This window comes from Myxococcus sp. SDU36 (assembly GCF_030168875.1).
Taxonomy (GTDB): Bacteria; Myxococcota; Myxococcia; order Myxococcales; family Myxococcaceae; genus Myxococcus; species Myxococcus vastator.
The window spans coordinates 2,740,658-2,763,611 of sequence record NZ_CP077414.1; the positions used below are offsets into that span (position 1 = coordinate 2,740,658).

Here is a 22,954-nt window from a genome sequence, read left to right on the forward strand (position 1 = left end):
GACGCAGTGGCCCATGACGAGGCTTCAAGAAGCCGTGTCTTGGAAATGTTCCAGTTCTCCGGGAGTCAAAATTGTCACTATCCTGAGTATGTCTAGTTTGGTACACAAGCCGCGGCCTCGCTGATTACTGCCGGATGGGGGCTGGCAGCGGGCGCTTCATCATCCCTGGACCTCATCAGCTCGAGGAATGCCAAATGTCGGGTCAAACCAATCTTCAGAATCTCCATTTGGAAGTCAAGACGTGGCTCTATTCCCATGACATGGACAGCGTGGCCGTGGGGGCCCGGAACCAGTTGCGGGAGCAGGTGGAACTCCTGGCGCGCGGCGCCTTCCTGGAGGGAGACGACGCGGCGCTGACCGAGGCGCACCGGGTGCTCTACGCCATCAACATGGCGCTGCTCACCGCCCCGTGGTCCGTCGAGCGCCTGAACGTGGGCGATCCGCTATTTGGCCAGATGAAGAGCATCCTGGAGAAGTGTTGGCACCAGGCCTCGCGGAAGAAATACGCCTCTGTCCTTGACGCGTTGCCTCCCGCGTCACAGTTTCAGGATTGGGTTACGCAGCGCGTCCAATCCCATCCATCCAACGTCACGCACCCCATCTTCGCGTTCCTGCGTGACCAGGCCACCTTCGAGCAGATGCGGGAGTTCATCCTCCAGGAGACGCCGCTCGAATCGCTCTTCGGTGACATCATCGCGTTGATGATGCCGGGCGTCTATGGCGGCATCAAGCTCGAGCTGGCCAAGAACTTCTGGGATGAGGTCGGCCACGCACAGGACGAGCGCGTCCACCGGAACATGCGCTTCCGGTTGATGGAGTTCCTGGACCTCCCGAAGGATGTCTACACCCACCAGTTCGACCTGCTGGTGCGGGAGGAGCTGGCGCTCGTCAACATGTACATGAGCATGGCCACGAACCGCTCGCGTCTGACGGAGATCCTGGGCGCGCTGCTCGCGACGGAGACGATGATTCCCGGGCGCTTCGAATGGCAGATTGAAGGCTGGCGGCGGCTGGGCGTGGGCGACAAGCCGCTGGAGTACCTGCTGGAGCACACCACGGTCGACGTGGAGCACGCCAACGCCTGGATGGGGGAGATCATCCTGCCGCTCCTGGAGCGAAACCCGGCCGTCATGCCCGACATCGTGCTGGGCATCCTGCTCCGCCTGGATACCGCGGGGGCCGTGATTGACAGGCTCTACCCCCACCTCAAGGGCCTCAAGGAGTCCACCGTCGGGCCGTACCGCGGCTCGCACGTCGTCCCTTGATGCCGGGCGCCGTGGCGCTCACGCTCGAATCGACGCGTACCGACTGTCATTCCTGGCCGCCCCTTGTCCCAGCAGGGCGGCCACGCCGAGGGCTCAAAATTGCCATACGTCAATGTCCAGCTCACTGGAGATAGGCTTGCCGCGGAGCAGAAGCTGGAGCTCATCCAGCGCATCACGAAGGTCTTCGTGGATGTGCTCGGCAAGGACCCCGCGACCACGTTCATTGTCATCCAGGAAATCGATCCGGAGAACTGGGGCGTTCATGGTACGAGCGTGGCCTTGCGCCGCGAGGCCCGCACTCGGGGTGAGAAGCTCTAGGCAATGAGTCAACCCAATCCCATCTCCGGGGAGCCCGCTCCCGCGCCCGTGGCGCGTCCGGACTGGCCCGAACTGGGGGCGCAGGCCAGTCATCTGCTCCCCAAGGACGTCTGGCAGCAGGTCCGTGCGCTGCACAAGGCCCGGCCCTGGCGCAGCGTGCTGCTCTATCTGGAAGTCTATGCTGGGATTGCCCTGGCCTTCGCCGCCGAGGCCTGGTTCCAGCATCCCCTCGTCACGTTGCTCGCCATCGTCGTCATCGCGGGGCGGCAGCACTCGCTCTACATCCTGAACCACGACGCGAGCCACTACGGCCTCTTTCGCTCCCACAAGGCCAATGCCATTGTGGGCACGGTGTTCTCGAACCTGGTGATGTTCCACCACCCGGAGGCCTGGTCCTTCGTCCAGTGGCGGCGGGTGCACATGCTGCACCACCGACACCTGTTCACCCCGGAGGACCCCAACTGGCTGGGCAGGCACCTGCGGGGGGACACCCAGCGCCCCTATTCACCGGGGCGCCTGCTCTGGACGTGCGTGAAGGCGGGGCTCCTGAGCGTCCTCGAGTTCTTCAAGGGCCGCCAGGACTACGTGCCGCCCCAGGGGAACCACACCGTCAAGTGGCGGGACAACCACCTGCGGGCGCTGCTGCTCCCGTTCCGGGACGACGCGGAGATGGAGCGGGAGCGGCGCCTCAAGCTGCTCTTCTTCGCCGTCGCGCTGGGCGCGGTGGCCTACTTCGACCTCTGGCGCCCCTTCCTGCTCCTGTGGCTGCTCCCCATGTACACCGTGTACCCCATGATTCTCACGCTCATGGACCTCACGGAGCACCGGTGGACCCGCGAGGAGGGCGACCTCAATGTGAACGCGCGCTCCACCCGGCTGGGGCTGCTGCCAGCGCTGCTCATCAGCGGGCTGCCGCGCACGCTGCACCGGGAGCACCACGTCTTCCCCGGCGTCGTGGCCCGGGACCTGCCCCGGTTGAGCGCGCTGCTGTGCCAGGCCCGTGTCTCCCCCGAGCCCGCCCCGGGGCTCTCCGCGCTCATGCGGGAGCTCGCGGACTCCCAGCCTTCTTCCCCTCGGTGAACCCGTGAAACCACAGCAGCGCGAACGTCCCGTCCCCCACTCCGCGGATGAGTTCAAGGTCCACGTCCACAACTCGGGGAGCGAGGGGCTGTTCACCAACGCCTTCATCGTGGAGACGGCCCGGTCCGTGGTCGTCATCGACGCGATGATGCGCGTCTCCGATGCCCGGGGCGTGCGCGCGCGCGTCGAGGCGACGGGCAAGCCGCTCGTGGGCCTCATCGTCACCCACGGGCACCCGGACCACTACAACGGCGCGGCCGAAATCACCCGGGGACTGGACGTGCCCATGATTGCGACCCAGGGCGTGGACGCCGTCATCCGCCGCATCGACGACGCCAAGGAGAAGCAGTGGAAGCCCGTCTTCGGCGAGGACTGGCCCGCCACGCGGCGCTTCCCCAACCAGTTCGTCAAGGAGGGGGAGACGCTGCACTTCGACGGCGTCCCGTTCACCGTCGGGGAGCTGGGGGAAGGCGAGTCCCACTGGGACAGCTACTGGGTCGTCGGCCGCGCCGCGTCCGTGACCTTCGTGGGGGACATCGTCTTCGGCGGCATCCACTCCTTCATGAATGACGGCCACTCCGCCCTGTGGCTGAAGAACCTGGACCGGCTGGAGGCGAAGCTCTCCAAGGACGCGCTGCTCTTCACGGGGCACGGCGCGCCCAGCGCCTCCAAGGCCAGCCTGGAGGCCCAGCGCCGCTACCTGCACCTCTACCGGAAGACGGTCCGTGAGCTCGCCCAGGGAAAGAGCACGCTGGACGACAAGGCCAAGGCGCGGCTCGTCCAGGTGATGAAGCAGCACCTGCCGACGTCCGACCTGGAGACGTTCATCACCGCGGGGGCCAACGCCGTCGCCGCGGAGCTGGTCCGGGAAGAGACGGAACGCGCCGATGACTGAGGGCGCCGAGGCCAAGGGGCGCTCCCACGCCGCGGGCATGTCCGCGGCCGAGTTCCGGGAGCTGGGGCACCGGCTGGTGGACCAGCTTGGTGATTTCCTGACCGCGCTACCGGACCAGCCCGTCCGGGCCGAGGACTCGGCGCCTCGCATCCGCGCGCTCCTGGACGCGGACGCCTTCCCGGAGCAGGGAATGGCGCCCGGCGTGGCGCTGGAGCGGGCCTTCATGCTCCTGCGTGAGCACGCCGTCTCCACGGCGCATCCTCGCTTCTGGGCCTACATCATGGGCTCACCGAGCCCGCTGGGCGCCCTGGCGGATCTGCTCGCGTCCGTCATCAACCCGCCCGTCACCAGCTACCCGACGTGCGCCCTCACCGTGTCGCTGGAGGCGCAGACGGTGCGTTGGCTCGCCCGGCTCGTCGGCTTCCCCACGGACTGTGGCGGGCTGTTCCTCGGTGGCGGCTCCCTGGCCAACCTGGTCGCCATGCGCGCGGCCTTGCACGTCAAGGCCGGCTGGGACGTTCGCGCGGAGGGCGTGCGGGGGCCAGCGGGCGCGCCCCTGTGCCTGTATGCCAGCGCCGAGGCCCACACGAGCATCGTGTCCGCCGCCAACCTCTGCGGCCTCGGGTCGAACGCGGTGCGCAAGGTCGACACCGACCGAAGCGGCCGGATGCGCTTCAGCAGCCTGGCGCAGCGGCTCGCCGCTGATAGGAAGGCGGGGCTGCGGCCCTTCATGGTCGCCGCGACCGCGGGGACCACGGGCACGGGCGCGGTGGATCCGCTGCCCGACATCTCCGCCCTCTGCCAGGAGGAGGGGCTGTGGTTCCACGTGGACGGCGCGTACGGAGCGCTGGCCGTGCTGTCGCCCGACGCGCCCCTGGAGCTGCAGGCCCTCCGGCTCGCGGACTCGCTGGTCGTCGACCCGCACAAGTGGATGTACCTGCCCGCGGATGTCGGGTGCCTGCTCACGCGAGACCGGCGCGTGCTGTATGACACCTTCCATCAGGGCGCCTCCTACTACGCGGACAGCGACGAGCAGCTCCTGCTGGGAGGCCCGGAGACGCTCCAGCTCCGGGACCTGGGGCCGCAGACCACCCGCAGCCTGCGCGCCCTCAAGGTGCGCTTGTGCCTGCAACACGAGGGACGGGCGGGCTACGCGCGGATGATTGGTGACGACATCCGGCTCGCGCGCCGGCTCTACACCTGTGTCGAGGCCGAGCCCGAGCTGGAGCCGCTGACCCACGGCTTGAGCATCACCACGTTCCGCTTCATCCCGGCGGACCTCGAGCCCCAGGCGGAGGCGCACCGCGACTACCTCAACACCCTGAACAAGGCGCTGCTCAAGCGGCTGCAGCGCGGCGGCGTGGCCTATCCCTCGCATACGGACGTGGAGGGCCAGGCCGCGCTGCGCGTCTGCATCGTGAACAACAACACCACGCTCGCCGACATCGAGCGCCTCCCGGGCCTGGTGCGGCGACTGGGCACCGAGGTCGACGCGGAGCTCCGGCCGGGACGCCAGCACCGGACGGCGTGAGCCTCGGCGTGCCCGTCAGCGGGCCGGCCCTTCGGGCTCATCCAGGCCGAGGGTGTTCTCACACAGGTGGATTCGACCGCGCGCCCGGTTGGAGGCATCCAGGACACCCTCCAGGAGGCCGAAGGCATCGTTCAGCCAGGCGTGCTCCGCGCTGTTGCTGCGGAACATCACGGACGCGGTGCAGACGCGAGCCTGGTCGCGGGCTCGCAGCAGCGAGACGCCATTCAGCTCCAGGTAGACCTTGCCCCCCGACGGGGTGGTGAGCACGCCGCGCAGCGCGGGCAGGTTCACGTTGTCAGGCCGCTTCACCGGCGTGTTCAAGAAGCGCACCGGGCCCGCGAGCCGCTCGCCGGTGAGGGCCCCGTCGACGATGGCGAGGTACTGGCCTCCACTGCCGAAGTCCAGGTACTCCATCCAGGTGTAGTGCAGGTCGAAGTCGGCGAGCGTGCTCAGTCTCATGTGATTCCTCTCAGGGGGCCGCGCTCGCTACCTGGGGCCGTGGTCGGCCATCCAGGTTTCGTGGATGTGCAGCCACACCACACCGCCGGGCGCGGCCGGGTCCGCCTGGAACAGCACCGTGGCGTACCTGCCCGTCTTCTGCCCGCCCGCCTCGCGCCACTCCACGTACCGCACCAGGGCGACGTCATCCCGGGCCCACACCGGAGCGAAATCATCGATGGTGATCTTCATGTCCGGCTGTGCGCCGAGGGCCTTGGAGAGCCGCTCCAGCAACACCGGCTTCTTCTCGGCCACGCCGCCCGGAGCATACAGCGTGCAGTCCGGCGCGAAGGCGTTCGCCATCCGGGCCGTTCCGGACGCGGCGGCGGGGCCTGTCCCTCGAAGCCACGCTTCGAGGACACGGTGGAATTCAATGACTTCCGTTCGACTGAGCTCGACGATTCCAGACATGGTTCAAGGGCTCCGCTGGAGGGTGGCCTGGCGTCAGACCTGGCCTGACGCGCGCTTGCCTTGGGGCTCCACCGGCGCATGCGCTTCACCCGGGGGCGGAAAGCGGCGCCTGAAGTCGAACGCACGGGACGAAGGACCTTCGCTCGCGAGCAGCTCAAGCCGCTCCTTGGCCTCCGCGACCGTGGGAATATGGCCGACGGGCACCCACCAGAGCACATACGGCGGTCCCTCGACGGGGAGGAACCACTTCCGGCGGCTGCGGAAGGGCACCACGTGCTCACTCTTGTAGACGAAGTCGAAGAGCGACTCGACCGACTCCCACGTCGACATGTTCAGCAGGATCAGCGGGTTGTCGAACCCACGGACTCCCGTGGCATCGCCAGCGCCCGTTTGAAGCCGCCAGACAAATCCAGGTGAGCGGTCCGCCAGTTCATTCACCGGCCGGAGCTGCGCGACAAAGTCTTGCATCAGGGGGTGGTCAAGGGGTTCGCGTGCCAGCGAAATCGCCAGCTGCGCGACATGGAATTTCTGGGTCGTCATGGGTGCTTGCTTGGCGTGTTGAAGGGAGCCGCGAGTATAGCCATGGGGCTGTCTGGCACCAAGCATTCTAAGGGCATGACGCACGGCATTGCCTTGCGGACCTTTCAGAATCGATGGGGACTCCCTCACCTGAATCCGGAGGCATCGCTCCATTCGCTCACAGGGACGAAGCGCAGGCCCTTCGGAGACGGAGAGAGGGAGAGCACCTGCTCCACAACGGAGCGGTGGAACAGGTGAACGGTGTCCTCCTCCAGCATGAAGGCACGCCGCTCGTGTAACGGCACCTCGCGAAGCACCGCCTCGTCGAGGACGAGCTTGTCGAGGCTCAGCAGGACGTGGCCCACCTCGGTCTCCTCGAAGATGGAGCGCTGCCTGTCCATGCAGAGGATGGCCCGCCACATGTGCATCAGCCAGTAGCGCAACACCCCGTCACCCGTCTGGACGTCCGCCGGGACGAACTGGACGCCGGGGAGCTCCGCGGCTTCAAGTACCTCCTTCAGCCGAGGGGAGACGACAGGCGATGGGAGGCCGTACATGGGACACCCCGTAACGCTGCGCCGCCGAAACCGCCTCCCTCCACAGCGCCTCCGGCATCCGTCCCTGCCGGGCACGCGTCAGCCGCCACTGCTGCACGCGCCCGCGCAACGCCTTCAACTCTTCCGCTGCTATACTGCCTCTCGCCACCGTGTCTCTCCCGGTCCGCTCCAATGGGCCGAGGACGGTACCGGAGGCGCCAGGGTCCTTCACGCACGTCTGCCGGAAGGACACCCTACTCTGAGCCCGGGGGGCCAAGCTCTTCCGGAAGTGGGGTCCGAAGAAACCTCGTACCACTTGGCAACTGAATGACCTGGAAGCCTTGCCCCGCGATTCTGACAAGTTCCCCGTCAGAGGCTTGCCCGCTGGCCAGCCATTTATCCGCCTCCTCTTGCGTCGAAAATGCCTGAGCAACAGGGACACGGAATGTCGGGTCGGAAAAATCGTGATAATATTCTAGAAAATCATCCAGCTTTTTGATTCGACGTATGTAGAGCAGGGAAATGGCGGCGAGCTGGACTGCTGATTCTTCTTTCGAGCCGGGCGGGTAGTTTTTGCTTGCCGCATCAAGGGTTCGGAGGATTGAATCCATATCAAAGTCTTTTGAGATTATCATTGCGTGTCGGCCTTTCGTTGGTTCTTCAAAGAGCAAGGGGCGCGAGCACCAGCGCGCCAGCGCCGCCAGTTGCAACAATGAAAGTTACGCCCGCGACGACAACTACCGTTCCAATGGCCACCTCCGTCTTATGTCCCCTCAACCAGTCAAGCGCCCTGTCAATGCTCGAGAATTGAATCGTCTCACTTCCGCCTCTTTGCACTTGCTGCACTTTCTCTTTGATGCAGTCCATATACTCTCTTCGGCATTCCTCCGTGCAGTATTCATGATGTTTTCCGGAGCCCCTCTTGATGCTCGTCAATGGAGGGGTGGAGTCCCAGCATCTGTCGAAACAATGAATGTGCTCGGCGTCGCAATTGCGTCCGCCAGATCCGCCAATTCCGCTCGCCCCCTCTGAGATGACATAGACGCGGCGCTCGGGTCGTTGGGCATGGGAACATCCGCTAACCGTCACGGCCAAAGGGAATGCCAATGCGCTCACGACAATGAGCAGCAACTGCTGTCGCCGGATACTTTCAGATGTGCATGCTTTCTGCATGTTTCACGCCTCGTGCAGTTCGTGGCTTCGCCGCACCGCTTGGGTCAGCTCGTCCTAAACTGACTCAGCTCCATCCGTCCGGTTCGCGGAACGTGGCGCTTCTCGTAGAGTTCGAGGCTCCTCTGGACGCGCTCGCGGACGGCGAGCTGGCCAGGGGTAAACTGATGCGCTGGTTCGTTCCTCGACAGTGGATTCATGGCACAGGAAGTTATACGTGCGCATCGATAGTGGGCGCCACGGCTCCGAGGGGGGCGGCACGGGGCGGGCGCCAAGGTCCGAAGTGATGCGCGGCGTGGGCGGCCACTCTGGCCCGGAGTAGCGCGGGGCTTGTATGCTGGCCGCCACCATGCACCGGGCAGGCACCACGGCCCCAAGGTGGCGCGCCGCCCGGGTTTAGTGCTCCGCAGGGACCCAATCCAATGGACCGGCCTGGATTCACCCGGACGGAAGATCACCCCCCCATTTTCAGAGGGAAAGCCGAGCGGGCGCCGTTGGCCCGAGTAGAGACCGAGTCCACCCGTGCGGCTTCGACTCCCACCGCCTCCACACTGTGCGACTCGGGTGTGAACAGGTTGCTGAGACCTTGTTTGCCACGTCCTGAGTGTCTCCCCTCGCGTGACAACCGCCCCCGCGCGACCGACTGCTAATGTAGGCGCCATGAGCCTCGTTGAACGACTGCAAGACTCAATGCGTCACGCAGCCAGAGAGCGCTACGAGTCCATCCACATCCCGCCCTTCACGGCTTGCTTCCACCCGTCGGACGCGCTGGTCTACTTGAACTACGCCATTCCGGACGGACCGGTGACGGGCGACGTGAGCGAGCCACTGCGGCAACTCCGAGCCGCGTTCGAACAGCGCGCGCGCGTTCCCCGCTTCGAGTACGTCGACAGCCTGTCACCGCAACTCGCGGACATCCTTCGTGGCGCGGGCTACAGGGTGGAGGCGGAAGCGCGGTTGATGGTGTGCACGCCAGAGAGCTACACGCCGCTTCCGAGCCCACCAGGGCTCACCATCTCCGCGCTGACCTCAGACGCACCGTTCGAGGAGATGCGCTCCTTCTGCGCCACGACCCAGGAAGGCTTCAATCCTGGAGCGCCCGCGCAGGTGAGCGACGCGGAGGTCTCCAAGGCGCTGGCGGACCTCAAGGACGGCCGCGCGCTGCTGGCGAAGTGGGAGGGCGTTCCCGTTGCCGGTGGACTGGTCACCCCGCCCCACCAGGGCACCTCCGAGCTCGCTGGCGTTGCGACGCTCCAGCCCTGGAGAGGGCGGGGCATTGGTGCGGCGCTGGTCTCTCGCGCGGCCCGGGAAGCCTTCACCCATGGCGTGGACGTGCTCTTTCTCAGCACCGTCACCGAAGAAGCAGGGCGACTCTACGAGCGTACCGGGTTCCAGTTCCTTACGCGCATGCTGTTCATGGTCGACGCCGGAGCGGCGCAGGTGTCGCCATGACGTCGACTCGCACGAGTACAACGAAGCAGAGACAAGGACGGCCGTCTAAGAACGTCCGAAGCGCAGCACGGACTCAAGGCGTCGATCCCCATCCCACCGTCAATCGCGAACTCCGCGGGCAGTTGCTGCGGCTGGACCGCATCGACAGCACCTTGCGTTCGGCGTGGGTGGCAACGGAGTTCAAGGACCGCGACCTCGAACGCAAGCTCCAGGCCCTCACCGACGCGGGCATTGAATGGCTGCGCGAGACGATCAAGGCCCACGGCTGGCCCGGACATCGCCTCGTGGGCCGCAGCGGGGCGGCGGCCGCCTGGCGGCTGATTCAACATGCCGAGTGCTCGCTGGCCTTTCAGAAGCGCTGCCTGAAGTTGCTGCGAGACGCGGCGGCGCGCGGCGACGTTCCCCTCCAGCAGGTGGCCTACCTCACGGACGTGGTGCGCATGCGCGAGGGGAAGAAGCAGTTGTATGGAACGAAGTTCCGCAAGGTGAAGGGCGAGCTCGTCCCCTACCCCATTGAAAAAGAGGCCTCGGTCGACTCGCGCAGGAAGGAGCTGAACCTGCCGTCGCTGGCCGCCTACGCGCGAAAGCTCCGCCGCGCCTTCCAACCGTCCTGACGGGAGCCACCATGCACCGCGCCTTCGATTGGCAGCCCTTCGTGAAGCAACACTGGGAGAAGACTCCCGCGCGGCTGGCACTGCCTGCGCCCGTCCTCCCCGCCGAGCAGGTCTTCCAAGCCGCGATCTCCGCCTGTGCCCCCTTCCGCCACGGGACACGCTTCCGCGCCCTCCCCGACGCGCGCTTCTTCGTGGAGGCCGCCAGGCTCGCCGCCCCAGGAACGCTCCTCCCCGGTGAAGACGACGCGACCCTGTCCGCCTTCTCCCGCCGCGCCTCCACGCACCTGGACGGCGCGTCCTTCCAGCTCCACATCGAACAACCGTTCATGTTCGACTTCGCCCTCTGGAGCGCGTTGTGCGACTTCCTCCGGGGGCTCCTGGAGCGCGTGGGCGTGCCGGTGCTGCCCATGGCCACCGACCTGCTCCTGGGCCGCTTCACACGAGGCCCGCAAGGCGTCACGAAGCGGCCCCACCATTCGCTGGTGACGCTGGTTCTCCAGGGCAAGCTGCGCGTCCGACTCTGGAAGAAGCTCTGGGGCACGCCCCCCAATGAGACAGAGGACTTCGACCGACACCTGGACAAGGCCACCACGCTGGAGGCCGGTCCGGGAGAGGTCCTCTACGTCGCCTCTCGCTACTGGCAGCTCGAAGAAGCCCAGGGTGACTGCATGGCCGTCCGGGTGTGGATTCCCGTCAAGGGGAGCCGGCCCACGGACACGGTCAAGGACGTGCTCGTTGGGCTCCTCGAAGCGCGGCACGCCCACGACGAGCGCGTGCCCTACCATCCCTATCCCTAGCGCCGGCCACGCAAGGGCGCACAGGCCACCATTCCGTCCGTCGAGCAGACCGCGGACACCCTCCACGCGCTGACTCGGGAAGAAGACGTCCAGCAGGTCCTCCGTCTCATCTGGGCCAGGAGAGCCAGCGCCTGCGCGCTCGAGCCCGTTCCGCCTCCGGACCAGGCCCCGTCCCTGGCAGACACGGACCGGGTGCGAAGGCCGCCTGCCACGGACATCATCCGGATGAAGGACCCGTCGGGGCTGTGGATCTGGGCCGTCAACGGGCATGCCTTTCCCGGTCCCAGCGAGGCCGTGGGACAGCGGCTCCTCAATGCCCTGTCCTCGGAAGTGCCCCCTCGCGTTGATGAGCTGTGCAATCTGGCTCGCTCTGGTCCTCACCGCGAGGCCCTCCGCGCCACTGTGGCCGCGCTCGTCCGGCTGCGCGGCATTCACGTCATCACCGGAGCGGAGGTCTGACGGATGCCCGCCTTGGAAATCGCCACCCGCTTCGATTGGGACACCTTCGTCAGGCGCTACTGGAACCAGCGCCCCGTGCTCTTCAAGGGAACGCGGGCCTCACCCTTCACCGTCGAAGACGTCTTCGAGGCGTCGGCAGGCGCCACCCGGCGCTACCTGTCCCGCAGCTACCCGCCGACATCACGGCCAGACGTCACCTTCACGGTGGACCGGCTGCGGCAGCTCCGCTCCCGGGAGTGGCTGCCCCGAGCGTCCGATGGCTCCCTGGACGGGTATGACGCCCGCATCGCCGCACAACTCGGACAGCGCCGCTACGCCCTCATCATCGCCACCCTGCACGCCTCAAGCTTCCCGCTCTGGTCACGGCAGCGCGCCTTCTTCGCCGGGCTGTGGCAGCGCGTGGGCCTGCCCGTGACGGGCGGCATCACCACGCTGTTCCATGGGACGTACGAACACAGCCCCGTGGGGGTCCACCTGGACCGCTTCACCACCTTCCTGTTCGCGTTGCGCGGCCGCAAGCGGATGCGCTTCTGGCGCAAGCGGCCGTTGCGCGAGGACGTCTCCACCATCCTGGACTACCAGCCCTACCTGGCGTCGTCCTTCGTCGCGGAGGTCGAGCCCGGCGACATCCTCTACAGGCCCTCCACGTACTACCACGTGGGCGAGAGCGCCGGCACAGGCGTGGCCAGCAGCGTGAATGTCGGCATCCCCATCACCGAACACCACGCCATCTATTCCGTGGACGACCTGCTGCGCGGGATGCTCGACGAGACGTCGCTCGCTGACCAGGAGTGGAAGCAGACGCGGCTCGCGCGGGTGTCAGCGTCGCCCCTGGCTCGCGGTGCCCTCACGAAGAGCGGTGTCCTGGCCACGGCGCTGCCCCAGGCCCTCACCGAAGCCGTGAGCGCGTTTCGCGAGGTCAGCCACCCGAAGGAGGCGCGGCGACACCTCCAGGCCACCTGGCTCAAGCGGTTGACCTCGGGAGGCTTCGAGCCCGTGCCACCTCCCACCCGTGAAAAGCCGTTGCGTGACTCACACCTCGTGCGGGTGGACCCGAGCTTCCCCGTCCTCTTCGAACGTGACGGCGCCACCCGATGGATTTGTTCCGCCAATGGACATGCCTTGCGCGGCGTGGGCGGTGGACGCGCCGTTGAAATACTCTTCCGAAAGCTGAACTCCGGCACGGCTGTAGGCGTCAAGGCGGTGCTGAGCCCGTTTCGGACACGACGCACCGCGAGACATGACTCAGAAATCATTGCCGCGACGCGTGAGGGAATGCGTGAACTCCTGAAAAAACTACACGCGTTTCACGCAATCACTCTCAGCGCTTGACGCATCCGCCGTCAGCGCCCAGGCTTGGCCCGCAGTCCACATCCATGATGGAGGAGTGTCATGACGAAGGCGAAGGCCCCCCGGTCGTCCAAGCAGGCCAGGCAGAAGCTCGTGAAGCTGATGAACGTCATGGAGAAGACCACGGTTCCCGCCGCCACGACGGCCGTGGCCGGCACCTGTATCCGCGTCTACTGCTTCCCCTACTGAAGCCCTCGGGCCGCTGGAAGTCGTCCGAGCGGACCGCTTCCCAACCTGCGCAGTGTGCCTCGCGGAACCGATGTAAGGCATTCTGGAGCACGCAGCCCCTCCCACTATCCTGTCACCCTCCGGAATCTCCCGAGGAGCCGTGACATGAAAAGCGCTGTCGACCTGCAGGGCAACCCACTGAGCGACATCTCGCTCGCCGCGATGCGGCGCTGGCTCCTCGAAGCGGATGTGCTGGGCTACCTGCCACAGATTGCCGCCACGGAGTCCGAGGCCCGCCTCTGGACGTACTACGGGTTCGGCGTCCGGCGCATCGAGGAGGCCGTCCGCACGAGCGGGTACGCCGTCCTCGACGACGCCTCCGTCCTCACCGAGGACCTGGACGCCATCGTGGCGCTGCGGGCGTTCATGGCCGCCGCGCCCCCGCTCATGGACGGCCAGCGGAGGCTCGTGGAGCAGCTTCGCGCCTTCGCCGCGGAGCGGGACGCGCTGGCGCAGGCCCGTCCGCTCACCTCGCGGGAGCTGTTCTCCCTCTGGTCCCTGAAGGCCGTGCCGGGCGCCTACATGGCGCAGCGCCTCCAGCTCGCGGACGTGGACGAAGCCACGGTGCGGCGCATCGCGAAGCTCTCCGCCGTGGGACTGCAGATGTTCGACGACGGGGTGGACCTCCAGGCGGACCTCGGCCGGGGGCGCCTGTGGTTGAGCGCGGAGGAGCTCGAGCTGCTGGGGCTGTCCTCGACGCCGCCCGCGACGCTGGCCACCACCGCGGGGGAGCGCATCATCCAGATGCGCAAGGCCATCTGCCTCGAGTACTTCCTCGCGGTGTATGACGAGGCCTCTCGCATCGCCTCGCCGGAGAGCCGCAAGCGCGCCCAGTCCTTCGCGGAGGGCTGGCTGAGCTTCCTCCAGCAGGGCTCCCTCAAGCTCTACCCGCCCGGGAGCCCCAGGCCCTGGGACTCCGTGCAGCGCGTCCTGAAGGCGCTGCCGGGCTCGGAGACGGTGAAGCTGCCCGTGCTGCACTCGCTGTTCTCCCTCATCGCCGCCCTGCCGCTTCCGCCCGTGGACGTGGAGGCCTGCCGGCGGGAGCTGCGACAGCTCGGGGGCTGCCCACAAGCGCTGGCGCCCGAAGTGGCCCTGGACGTCATGGGCGCCTGCGAGGCGGAGGGGGACACGGCGAACTTCGACGCGCCCGGGCCGGAGGCCTCCGTGCTGGAGCGCGTGCTGCTGGCCGCGCCCTCCAAGCACACTGCGGCGGACTTCGCGCGGCGCTGCCGCGAGTCGACCGAGGGCTCTCCGTCCAACCTGCGCGACCCCAACCTGTCGGAGGTGTTCGCCAGCGGGCGCAAGCTCGCGGAGCGCACCGCGCGGAACTCCGTCACCGCCCGGGAGAACTTCCTCCAGCAGCTTCGCCCAGGCTCACGACGAGGCCCCGTGGTGGACGACGAGCTGGCGGAGCGGTTCTCACGCGACGGCGCGGACTGGCTCGCGCTGGGAATCGAGACGCTCGCGGCGACGGCCCGCGGAGTCCGCGCCGGCTGCAGGAAATAGGTCCTCTGTCCGTCACCCCATCCAACGTCAATGAATCCTGAATCCAGCATCGCGGTGGCCGAGTCCCCCTGGCTCGTCCGCCGCAAACCCCAGGCGTCGCCTCGCCTCCGGCTGTTCTGCTTCCCCTACGCGGGCGCGGGCAGCCTCCCCTACTTCCGTTGGTCGGACCTGCTCCCGGAGGCGGACGTCGAGGTGTGCGCCGTGCAGCCGCCCGGCCGGGAGAGCCGCCTGCATGAGCCCTCCGTGGAAGCGCTCCCTCAGTTGCTCGACGCGCTCGTGCGGGAGCTGTCGCCGCTCTTCGACAGCCCCTTCGCCTTCTTCGGCCACAGCCTGGGCGCGCTCATCGCCTTCGAGCTGACGCGCGAGCTCCGCCGCCGGGGCCTGCCGCTGCCTGGCACGCTGCTCGTCTCTGGCTCCGAGGCGCCCTCGCGGCGCAGCGGACTTCCGCCGCTGAGCGGCCTGCGACGAGACGACTTCATCCGCGAGCTGTCCGCCCGCTACGACGGCATTCCGCGGCAGGTCCTGGCGCAGCCGGAGATCCTGGACCTCATCCTCCCCATCCTGCGCGCCGACCTGAAGATTTCAGAGCGCTACACCTACCAGGAGGAGCCTCCGCTTCCGGTGCGACTGTGTGCCTTCGGGGGGACTCGCGATCCTCGCGTCTCGGAAGCCGCGCTCGACGCGTGGCGACTGCAAACCCAGCAGTCCTTCTCGATGAAGATGTTTCCAGGCGGCCACTTCTTTCTCAACGAGCTGACGGCCCAGGTGGTTCAGGCCGTCCATGCCGAACTCGCAGTCGGAGCAACCCCAGCGCCATGAACAGAGACGACCTGCTCGATGACCTGACCCGTTATGTCGCGGAGGAGCTCCTGGGCGGGGACGCGGAGGACCTCGACTCCTCCACGCCCCTGCTGGAGCTCGGCGTGCTGAACTCGCTGGAGACCGCCCGGATGATGGGCTTCGTCCAGAAGAAGTACGGCGTCACCATTCCCTCGGAGTCGCTGAAGGTCGAAAACCTCCAGACGATCTCCGCCATCGCCGACCTCGTCTACGACGCGAGGCCCCGGCAGCCGTAGCCGCTCAGCGGCCCCGACGCAGCATGGCCTGGACGGCGTCATCGTCCAGGCTGTCCACGTCCGCCAGGAGGGCCTCCAGCTCCGCGTCCTCGGGGGCCTCCTCCACGGGCGCGGCCGGCGCTTCCTTCAGGCCCAGGACCTCGGCCGCCAGGTAGTCCACCAGCCCGTTGACGGTGGGGTTGTCGAAGGCCACCGTCGCGGGCAGCGAGGTGCCCAGGCTCCGCTGCAGGACGTTGCGCAGCTCCACGGACATCAGCGAGTCCATGCCGAACTCGAAGAAGCCCTGGTTCGGGTCCAGCGGCTCCGTCATGGGACGCCCCAGCACGCCGTTGACCAGCTCGCCCACGTGCGCACGCAAGGCGCCGCGCCGCTCCTTGAGTTCGAGCCGCTCCAGTCGCTGACGAATCCCCTCGCTCGCCGCGGGGCTGGCCTTCTCGATGAAGGCCTCGAACAGCGGCGAACGTCCGCGCCGCCCGAGCACCGCCCAGTCCACGGGGAGGACACCGAGCTGACCGCTCAGCCCCAGCGACTGCTCGAAAACCTGGAGCCCGTCTTCCGGAGGAATCACGCCGAAGCCCAGCTGCTCCATGCGGCGGCGAATCTGCTCCTCCGCGGCCGCGCCCACCTCGGCCCACGCGCCCCAGTTGAGGCTCAGGGCGGGCAGGCCGTCGGCCTGGCGGGAGCGGGCCAGCGCATCCAGGAACGCATTCGCGGCCACGTAGTTGGCCTGTCCCGCCGAGCCGATGAGCGACGCCGCCGAGGAGAACACGACGAAGAAATCCAACGCCGTGCCTTGCAACGCGCGGTGGAGGTTCCAGCCACCGGAGACCTTGGGCGCGAAGGCCTTGGCCAGCCGCTCCGGCGTCATCTGCACGAAGAGGCCATCATCGATGACACCCGCGGAGTGGATGACACCACGCAGGGGCGGCACGCTCCCGGAGCGCCCGGCGAGGACGCGCTCCACGTCGGCGGCCACGGCCACGTCGCCCTGCACGCAGTGAATGGTGACGCCGCGCTGCTCCAGCGCCGTCAGTCGAGTGCGCGCCTCGGGCCCCGGCTCACGCCGCCCCATCAGGACCAGGTGACGGGCGCCGCGCTCCGCCAGCCGCTCCGCGACGATGAGCCCCAGTCCGCCAAGGCCACCCGTGACGAGATAGCTCGCGTCCGGCTTCAGCGCGGCCTCGCCGCTCGCCCCACGGAGCTTCCGGCTGCGCACCAGCCGAGGCACCCGGCGCGTCGCTCCGCGAAACGCGAGTTCGTCCTCGGCGCTCGCACCGAGCAGCTCGGCCTGAAGCTGGGCGACTTCGTGTTCGGGCGCGCTGGCGTCCAGGTCCACGCGTCGGCAATGGAGGTCCGGATGCTCGCGGGTGATGGACTTGCCCAGGCCCCAGAGGACCGAGCTCTCCAGGTGCGTGATGCGCTCCTTCTCCGAGGTCGCCTGCGCGCCGCGGGTCACCAGCCAGAGCGAGGTGCTCTGTCCCTTCGCCTCGACGAGCGCCTGAGCGAGCGCGAGCACACGCGCGCCGTGTCCAAGGGCCCGCGCGGGGACGTCGTCTCCACCACCGTCGAGGCTCCACAGGTCCACCACATGCAGCGGCCCTTGCAGCGCCTCCGGGCGCAACCGGCCCAGGAGCGCGAGCGCCGAATCGCGACCATCGACCGTGGCTCTCGCGCCAGCGGTCACTGTCACCACGTGCCAGCCCTGCTTCGTCAGTCGCTCGGCCAGGCGCGCGCCCAGCCCCGCCGCGTCAGCGAGGATGAGGCACTGTGTCCCAGCAGCGTGCGCCGCCTCCGGTGGAGCCTCCAGCGGACGGGGCTGCCACGCCAGCTCGTACAGCCAGCTCTGGTAGCGCTTGCTCTTCGCGCCCAGCAGTCCTTCCCGGGTGATGCGCCGGAGCAGCAGCTTCTCCACCGTGGCCACGCGCTCCCCATCCGCCGTGAGCAACTGGAGGTCGCACACGTAGCCCGGGCCCTTCGGGTCATCGCTCCGCGCCAGCGTCGCATGGGCCCACACCTCACCCAGCCCGCCGCGCCGCACCTGCACCTTGCCGACCCCCACGGGGAGGTAGGCGGCATCCCCTTCCTCGTCGAGCACCGCGCCCACCATCTGGAAGCACGCATCCAGGAGCGCGGGTTGAAGCTGGTACTGCCCCGCGTCCGCCGCCGCGCTGCCTGACAGGGCCAGGCGCCCCAGCACCGCGTTGTCACCCCGCCAGAGCGCCTGGATGCCTCGGAAGCTGGGGCCATACGCGAGCCCCGCCTGCCCCAGCTTCGCGTAGTAGCCCTCCACGGACACCTCGCGCGTCAGCGCGGCACGCAGACGCTCCACGTCGACACGCTCAGCCGTTGCGGCCGTCGTCGAGGAGAGCTTTCCGTGGGCATGGAGGATCCACGCGGGCTCGCCCTCCCCCGTGCGCTCCTCCTGACTGTGGATTTCGAAGCGCCCGGCGCGTTCGCCTTCCGGCGAGTAGAGCAGGTGTACCCGGCGCTCCCCTTCCTCCGGGAGGAAGAGGGCCTGCGAGAAGGTGATTTCGTCCACCGTCCCACCCGCCGCGCCGAAGAGCGAGGCCCCCGCGGCGAGCCCCATCTCCACGTAGGCCGCGCCCGGCATCAGAATCTGTCCGTAGACGCCATGGTCCTTCAGGAAGGCCGGCTTCGCGGCCCCCACGGAGGACTCGAACTGCCGCACCTGGGAAGGCGACGCGTGCGGAATGCCCAGGAGAGGATGCCCTGGCGAGGCCCCTGTCTCCGGCGCGGTGCTCACGCCCGGGATGTCCCAGGTGGACCCATTGAGGTCCATCCAGTGATTGCGCCGCTGGAAGGGGTAGACGGGCAGCGCGACCTTGTGGCGCTCACGGCCCTGGTCCACGCCCCGCCAGTCCACCGGCACACCGGCGACGTAAAGGGCCGCGAGCCCCTCCAGCAGCTGCTGCCAGTCCGAGCGCTCCGGCCGCAAGCTGCCCACCCAGAGCGTGTCCTCCTTCGTGATGCAGGACTGGCCCATGGTCACCAGCGTCGGCTTCGGACCGACCTCCAGGAAGGCCTTCACGCCGGCCTGCTCCAGCGTCTGCATGCCCCGGGCGAACATCACCGGCTCACGAAGGTGCCGCACCCAGTACCGGGGCGTCAGGATTTCCTTCCCCGCCTCGCGCCCGCTCAGGTTCGAAATCAGCGGGATGACCGGAGGCTGGAGCTTCACCTTCGCCACGGCCGCTGAGAACGCTTCGAGGATGGGGTCCATCAACGCGGAGTGGAACGCGTGCGAGACGCGCAGCATCGTGCCGCGCTTGCCCTTCCGCGTCAGCTCAGCCACGCAGTCGTTGACGGCGGCCTCGCGCCCCGAAATCACCACGTTGCGAGGACCGTTGAGCGCCGCGATGGACACCTGCCCGTCATACCGGGAGAGCAGCGCCTCCACCTCCGCGGCCTCCGCGGACACGGCGGCCATCGTCCCGCCCGCGGGCAGGGACTGCATCAGCCGGGCGCGCGTGGCGATGAGCGCCAGTCCTTCTTCCAGGGTGAAGACGCCGGCCACGCAGGCCGCCACGAACTCACCCACGGAGTGCCCCATCACGAAGTCCGGGCGAAGGCCCCACTGCATCCACACCTGCGCCAGGGCGTACTCGAGCGCGAACAACGCGGGCTGGGTGAAGCCCGTCTCGTCCAGCCGGGCTCGCGCCTGCGCGTCGCGCTCGGAAGGATGCAGCAAGTCGATGAGCGACTGCCCCATCAACGGCTTCAGCACGGCGTCACAGCGCAGGAGCGCCTCGCGGAAGGTGGGCTCGGTGCGGAAGAGCTCCTCTCCCATGCCCAGCCACTGCGCGCCCTGCCCGGTGAACAGGAAGGCCAGCCGGGGCTCCCCTTCCGCCTTCCCGCACAGCACCGACGATGACGTCTGCCCGGCCAGGCAGGACATCAACTGCGCCTGCATGGCCTCCTGTGAGCTCCCCAGCACCGCGAGCCGGTGCCGGAAGGCGTCCCGCCCCGTGTTCGCGGTGAAGCAGATGTCCTCCAGTGACTGTGACGCGAGCCCCGGGCCGCCGAGCACCTGCGCATAGCGCTGCGCCAGCTCGTTCAGCGCCTGGGGGGTGCGCGCGGACAACGTCAGGACGTGCATCGGCCGCGGCGTCGCCTCCGTCGTTCGCGCGGGCGCGGGCGGAGCTTCCTCGATGAGGACATGCGCGTTGACGCCGCTGAGCCCGAAGCCGCTGACCCCAGCCACGCGGGGCTTGTCGCCCTTGGGCCACGGCGTCACCTGCGTAGGGATGGAAATCTGCAACTGCTCCCAGTCCACGGCCGGGTTGGGCGTGCGGAAGTGCAGGTGCGGGGGAATCTCATCCTGCCCCAGCGACAGCACGACCTTGATCATCCCCGCGGCGCCGGCGGCGGACTCCAAGTGCCCGAGGTTCGTCTTCGCGGAGCCGACGAGCAACGGGGCGTCCGCGCCGCGCCCGTGCCGGAGCACCGCGTCCAGCGCCCGCAGCTCAATCGGGTCGCCCAGCGGCGTCCCCGTGCCATGGGCCTCGATGTAGTTCACGTCCGCTGGGGCCAGGCTCGCCGACTCCAGCGCCTTGCGCAGCAGCTTCTCCTGCGCGGGCCCGTTGGGAACCGTCAGGCCGCCGCTGAGCCCGTCGTGATTCACCGCGGAGCCACGGATGACAGCGAGGATGCGGTCGTTGTCCCGCTGCGCATCCGAGAGCCGCTTGAGCACCAGGACGCCGCAGCCCTCGCCACGTCCGTAGCCATTCGCGGACGCATCGAACGTCTTCGAGCGCCCATCCGGCGCGAGCGCCCGCATCTTCGACAGGACGATGTTGTTGTCCGGCCGGAGAATCACATTCACTCCGCCCGCGAGCGCCAGGGAGCACTCCCCCTGCCGCAGCGCCTGGCAGGCCAGGTGGGCGGAGACCAGCGCGGAAGAGCACGCGGTCGCCACCACCATGGACGGGCCCTGGAGGCCCAGCACGTAGGACACACGGCCCGCGGAGAAGCTCAGCTCGTTCCCGGTCCCCATGTACGGCAGGTCCCGCGTCTGCACCGCGTTGAAGGGAACGCGCCCGTAGTCACTGCTCAGGAAGCCGACATAGACGCCCGTGTCGCTGCCCACCAGGGAGCCCGGAGCGATTCCGGCGTCCTCCAGGGCCTCCCACGACACCTCCAGCATCAAGCGCTGCTGCGGGTCGACGTAGTTCGCCTCGCGCGGCGACAATCCGAAGAACTCACTGTCGAAGCCGGCGATGGGTTGGTTGAGGAACCCACCCTCACGAACCACCATCTTCCAGCCCGCGTCCGGGTCCGCCGCGTAGTACGCGTCCACGTCCCAGCGGTCCGGCGGGACGATGCTCACGGCGTCGACGCCGCCGCGCAGCAGCTCCCAATAGGCGCGCGGGTCGTTCGCGCCACCGGGGAACCTGCACCCCATGCCAATGACGGCGATGGGCTCCGAGCGCGCGCGCTCCAATCCATCCACGCGCGCCCGGAGGGTCTTGATGGCCAATGCCGCCCGTTGCAAGGGCGTCATCGACTCCATCGAGAGAGCGTTCTCCTCGTTGGACATCCTCACTCGAATGGATTCATCAGACACTGCCCACCCCTTTCGCTGCGACTAGCTGATGGAAATCTTCTCCAGCGGTTCCGGCGCGGGGCTGGACGCGGTGCCCGTCGCAGCCTCGCTCGTGACGCTCGCCGGAGGCGCACGGCGGTCACTGGGCCGGGCGCACGCGTCGGAGGCCGGCGTCCCCTTCGGCCGCTTCGCGAGGATCAGGTCCCCCGCCTTCTGGAGCACGTCGTTAAACGACACCCCGGACCGGTGCGGCTGGCCCGCCGCCGGAGCCGTGTGCGCCTGCTTCGCCTGGTCCTCGATGGCGGCGTCGATGTGCTGCAGCTCATGAATCTGCGCTTCGAGGATGTGCGCGACGCCCTTGAGCGCCTCCTGCTTCGCGCGGAAGAGCTGCTGCACCAGGCCTCGCCCGCCCGGAATCAGGGCGTTGGTGAGCTCGGCGAACCGAGCGCCGTACTCCGGTGAAGCGCCAAAGGAACCCTGCGGATAACGGTCATCTTGCGTGGACATCAAACACCTCTTTCTTTTTGGAAACTCACGATGAGCCGGTCACCCTCCATGCGGGCGCCCGACGTCGGGAGGAGTGCAATCATCCGAGGCAACACGACGTTGCGCCGGACGGCCCCGACCTGGATGACGAACTCCGCGCCGCGGCGGAAGAGCTCGACCTCGCTCTTCGCCACGAAGGGGAGCCGCACCTCCAGCGAATACGCATCCACTGCGTCCTTGCGGATGCCCAGGGCAGGCTGCGGGGCCGTGAGACGGACGGGGTCCTCGCCCTGGTAGAGCTGCTCCGCGAAGACCTCCAGCGGCTTCTCCCCCACCACCTCCGTGGCCTGGTGCGGGACCTTCAACAGCAGCAGCGACGAAAAGGCGCCCTGGAGCTTCTCCAGTTGTGCCTGCTGCGCCTTGACCCGGTCGGAGCCGGCGTCGGCGGCTTCCGGTGCGAGCCGGTTGATGACAACGCAGTCCACCGCGAGGCCCAGCAGGCTGAAGTACGTGTACGCCCGCTGCGCCTCCTGCCCGGACACCGTGTCCGCGGTGGTCACCAGCCGGAGGGTCGTCACCTCCGGGTCGTGCAGCAGCGCGTCCACGGCGTTCAGCCGGTCGCGAACCTCCAGGCTCGCGTCCGCGCCGTGGAGGCTCGCCGCCAGCAGGCGTGCCCTGCGCCCCGGCTGCGCGGGCGCCTGCTGCTTGCGCGCGTACCAGCTCATCGCCGGCACGGTGTTGAGCAACTGGAGGGCCGTGCGGGTGGACGGGCAATCCACGATGACGAGGTCGTGCTGCTGCTCGCGGAGGGACTCGCCCAGCCGGAGGAGCATGACGACGTGGGCCGCCTCGGCCGTCATCGCCACCTCCCCCGCATTCACGCGCTCCAGCCCGCCATCCACGAGCGCGGCCAGTCCGCCCTGGCCCTCGTTCCATCCCCGGCGGAGCTCTTCCCCAACGTCCACCTCGTGGAAGGACAGGTGGTCGTTGACGCCCACGGGCACGCCCCGAGGCCCTGAGAAGAGCGGACGCTCGACGCCCATGGCGGCGCTGAGGCCGTGGGACTGGTCGAACGAGAGCACGAGGGTCCGGAGCCCCCGGCGGGAGGCCGCGAGCGCCGTCGCCGCCGCCACCGTGGTCTTCCCGGAGCCGCCTGTACCGGAGACAAGAATGATCCTGGCCATCTCAATCCACCTTTGG

22 protein-coding genes are annotated in these 22,954 nt (G+C 68.2%); 14 read left to right on the forward strand and 8 right to left on the reverse strand.

The features are described from left to right. Window positions 1–194 precede the first annotated feature (194 nt). The 5 genes from KGD87_RS10640 to KGD87_RS10660 all read left to right on the forward strand — a co-directional run bounded on the left by KGD87_RS10640 (window position 195) and on the right by KGD87_RS10660 (window position 5,089). On the forward strand, window positions 195–1,265 hold the full coding sequence (locus tag KGD87_RS10640) for an iron-containing redox enzyme family protein (protein WP_284667351.1): 1,071 nt from the start codon (window positions 195–197) through the stop codon (window positions 1,263–1,265). Between the two features lie 99 nt (window positions 1,266–1,364). Further along, entirely contained in the window at window positions 1,365–1,583 is a 219-nt protein-coding gene (locus KGD87_RS10645) for a tautomerase family protein (RefSeq protein WP_284667352.1), read from the forward strand. Window positions 1,584–1,586: 3 nt separating this feature from the next. Further along, the gene (locus KGD87_RS10650; protein ID WP_284667353.1) at window positions 1,587–2,663 is read left to right on the forward strand and encodes a fatty acid desaturase family protein; all 1,077 of its coding nucleotides are present in this window, start codon (window positions 1,587–1,589) and stop codon (window positions 2,661–2,663) included. 4 nt (window positions 2,664–2,667) lie between these two features. Beyond that, entirely contained in the window at window positions 2,668–3,558 is an 891-nt protein-coding gene (locus KGD87_RS10655; protein ID WP_284667354.1) for an MBL fold metallo-hydrolase, read from the forward strand. Next, the gene (locus KGD87_RS10660; protein ID WP_284667355.1) at window positions 3,551–5,089 is read left to right on the forward strand and encodes a pyridoxal phosphate-dependent decarboxylase family protein; all 1,539 of its coding nucleotides are present in this window, start codon (window positions 3,551–3,553) and stop codon (window positions 5,087–5,089) included. Before KGD87_RS10655 ends, KGD87_RS10660 begins: the two co-directional genes overlap by 8 nt. A gap of 15 nt (window positions 5,090–5,104) precedes the next feature. On the opposite strand, the gene KGD87_RS10665 is transcribed toward KGD87_RS10660, so the two are convergent. The 5 genes from KGD87_RS10665 to KGD87_RS10685 form a co-directional block, all read right to left on the reverse strand. Beyond that, entirely contained in the window at window positions 5,105–5,548 is a 444-nt protein-coding gene (locus KGD87_RS10665; RefSeq protein WP_284667356.1) for a hypothetical protein, read from the reverse strand. Window positions 5,549–5,575: 27 nt separating this feature from the next. Beyond that, window positions 5,576–5,998: a DUF4440 domain-containing protein gene (locus KGD87_RS10670; RefSeq protein WP_284667357.1), complete on the reverse strand. Its 423-nt coding sequence runs from the start codon at window positions 5,996–5,998 to the stop codon at window positions 5,576–5,578. Window positions 5,999–6,031: 33 nt separating this feature from the next. Next, window positions 6,032–6,538, reverse strand: coding sequence for a DUF3291 domain-containing protein (locus KGD87_RS10675; protein ID WP_163777368.1), 507 nt, complete (start codon window positions 6,536–6,538; stop codon window positions 6,032–6,034). Window positions 6,539–6,663: 125 nt separating this feature from the next. Beyond that, window positions 6,664–7,074 carry an imm11 family protein gene (locus tag KGD87_RS10680; RefSeq protein WP_284667358.1) on the reverse strand — a complete coding sequence of 137 codons (411 nt, stop codon included), beginning with the start codon at window positions 7,072–7,074 and terminating at the stop codon, window positions 6,664–6,666. 233 nt (window positions 7,075–7,307) lie between these two features. Then, window positions 7,308–7,766, reverse strand: a complete 459-nt coding sequence (locus KGD87_RS10685) for a hypothetical protein (protein ID WP_284667359.1) — start codon at window positions 7,764–7,766, stop codon at window positions 7,308–7,310. Window positions 7,767–8,913: 1,147 nt separating this feature from the next. Between KGD87_RS10685 and KGD87_RS10690 the strand changes: the two genes are divergently transcribed. The 9 genes from KGD87_RS10690 to KGD87_RS10730 all read left to right on the forward strand — a co-directional run bounded on the left by KGD87_RS10690 (window position 8,914) and on the right by KGD87_RS10730 (window position 15,705). Beyond that, on the forward strand, window positions 8,914–9,675 hold the full coding sequence (locus KGD87_RS10690) for a GNAT family N-acetyltransferase (RefSeq protein WP_284667360.1): 762 nt from the start codon (window positions 8,914–8,916) through the stop codon (window positions 9,673–9,675). 122 nt (window positions 9,676–9,797) lie between these two features. Further along, complete coding sequence (locus tag KGD87_RS10695; RefSeq protein ID WP_284667361.1) at window positions 9,798–10,289, forward strand: DUF6624 domain-containing protein; 492 nt, start codon at window positions 9,798–9,800, stop codon at window positions 10,287–10,289. Window positions 10,290–10,300: 11 nt separating this feature from the next. Continuing rightward, window positions 10,301–11,086, forward strand: a complete 786-nt coding sequence (locus KGD87_RS10700; RefSeq protein ID WP_284667362.1) for a hypothetical protein — start codon at window positions 10,301–10,303, stop codon at window positions 11,084–11,086. A 192-nt stretch (window positions 11,087–11,278) separates the two neighbouring features. Next, entirely contained in the window at window positions 11,279–11,545 is a 267-nt protein-coding gene (locus KGD87_RS10705) for a hypothetical protein (RefSeq protein ID WP_284667363.1), read from the forward strand. Between the two features lie 3 nt (window positions 11,546–11,548). Then, window positions 11,549–12,877, forward strand: a complete 1,329-nt coding sequence (locus tag KGD87_RS10710) for a JmjC domain-containing protein (RefSeq protein WP_284667364.1) — start codon at window positions 11,549–11,551, stop codon at window positions 12,875–12,877. Between the two features lie 60 nt (window positions 12,878–12,937). Next, a complete protein-coding gene (locus tag KGD87_RS10715) occupies window positions 12,938–13,084 on the forward strand; it encodes a hypothetical protein (RefSeq protein ID WP_284667365.1) in 147 nt (48 codons plus the stop codon). 144 nt (window positions 13,085–13,228) lie between these two features. After that, window positions 13,229–14,629: a hypothetical protein gene (locus KGD87_RS10720; protein WP_284667366.1), complete on the forward strand. Its 1,401-nt coding sequence runs from the start codon at window positions 13,229–13,231 to the stop codon at window positions 14,627–14,629. A 30-nt stretch (window positions 14,630–14,659) separates the two neighbouring features. After that, window positions 14,660–15,448 (forward strand): thioesterase II family protein, encoded by a 789-nt coding sequence (locus tag KGD87_RS10725; RefSeq protein WP_284667367.1) that lies wholly within the window; start codon window positions 14,660–14,662, stop codon window positions 15,446–15,448. Continuing rightward, on the forward strand, window positions 15,445–15,705 hold the full coding sequence (locus KGD87_RS10730) for an acyl carrier protein (RefSeq protein WP_284667368.1): 261 nt from the start codon (window positions 15,445–15,447) through the stop codon (window positions 15,703–15,705). The genes KGD87_RS10725 and KGD87_RS10730 overlap by 4 nt, the downstream gene beginning before the upstream one ends. A 4-nt stretch (window positions 15,706–15,709) precedes the next feature. On the opposite strand, the gene KGD87_RS10735 is transcribed toward KGD87_RS10730, so the two are convergent. The 3 genes from KGD87_RS10735 to KGD87_RS10745 are packed head-to-tail and all read right to left on the reverse strand — an operon-like array spanning window position 15,710 to window position 22,938. After that, entirely contained in the window at window positions 15,710–21,262 is a 5,553-nt protein-coding gene (locus KGD87_RS10735; protein ID WP_284667369.1) for a type I polyketide synthase, read from the reverse strand. A 48-nt stretch (window positions 21,263–21,310) separates the two neighbouring features. Continuing rightward, complete coding sequence (locus KGD87_RS10740) at window positions 21,311–21,775, reverse strand: hypothetical protein (RefSeq protein ID WP_284667370.1); 465 nt, start codon at window positions 21,773–21,775, stop codon at window positions 21,311–21,313. Then, window positions 21,775–22,938: an ArsA family ATPase gene (locus KGD87_RS10745; RefSeq protein WP_284667371.1), complete on the reverse strand. Its 1,164-nt coding sequence runs from the start codon at window positions 22,936–22,938 to the stop codon at window positions 21,775–21,777. Before KGD87_RS10745 ends, KGD87_RS10740 begins: the two co-directional genes overlap by 1 nt. Window positions 22,939–22,954: the final 16 nt, after the last annotated feature.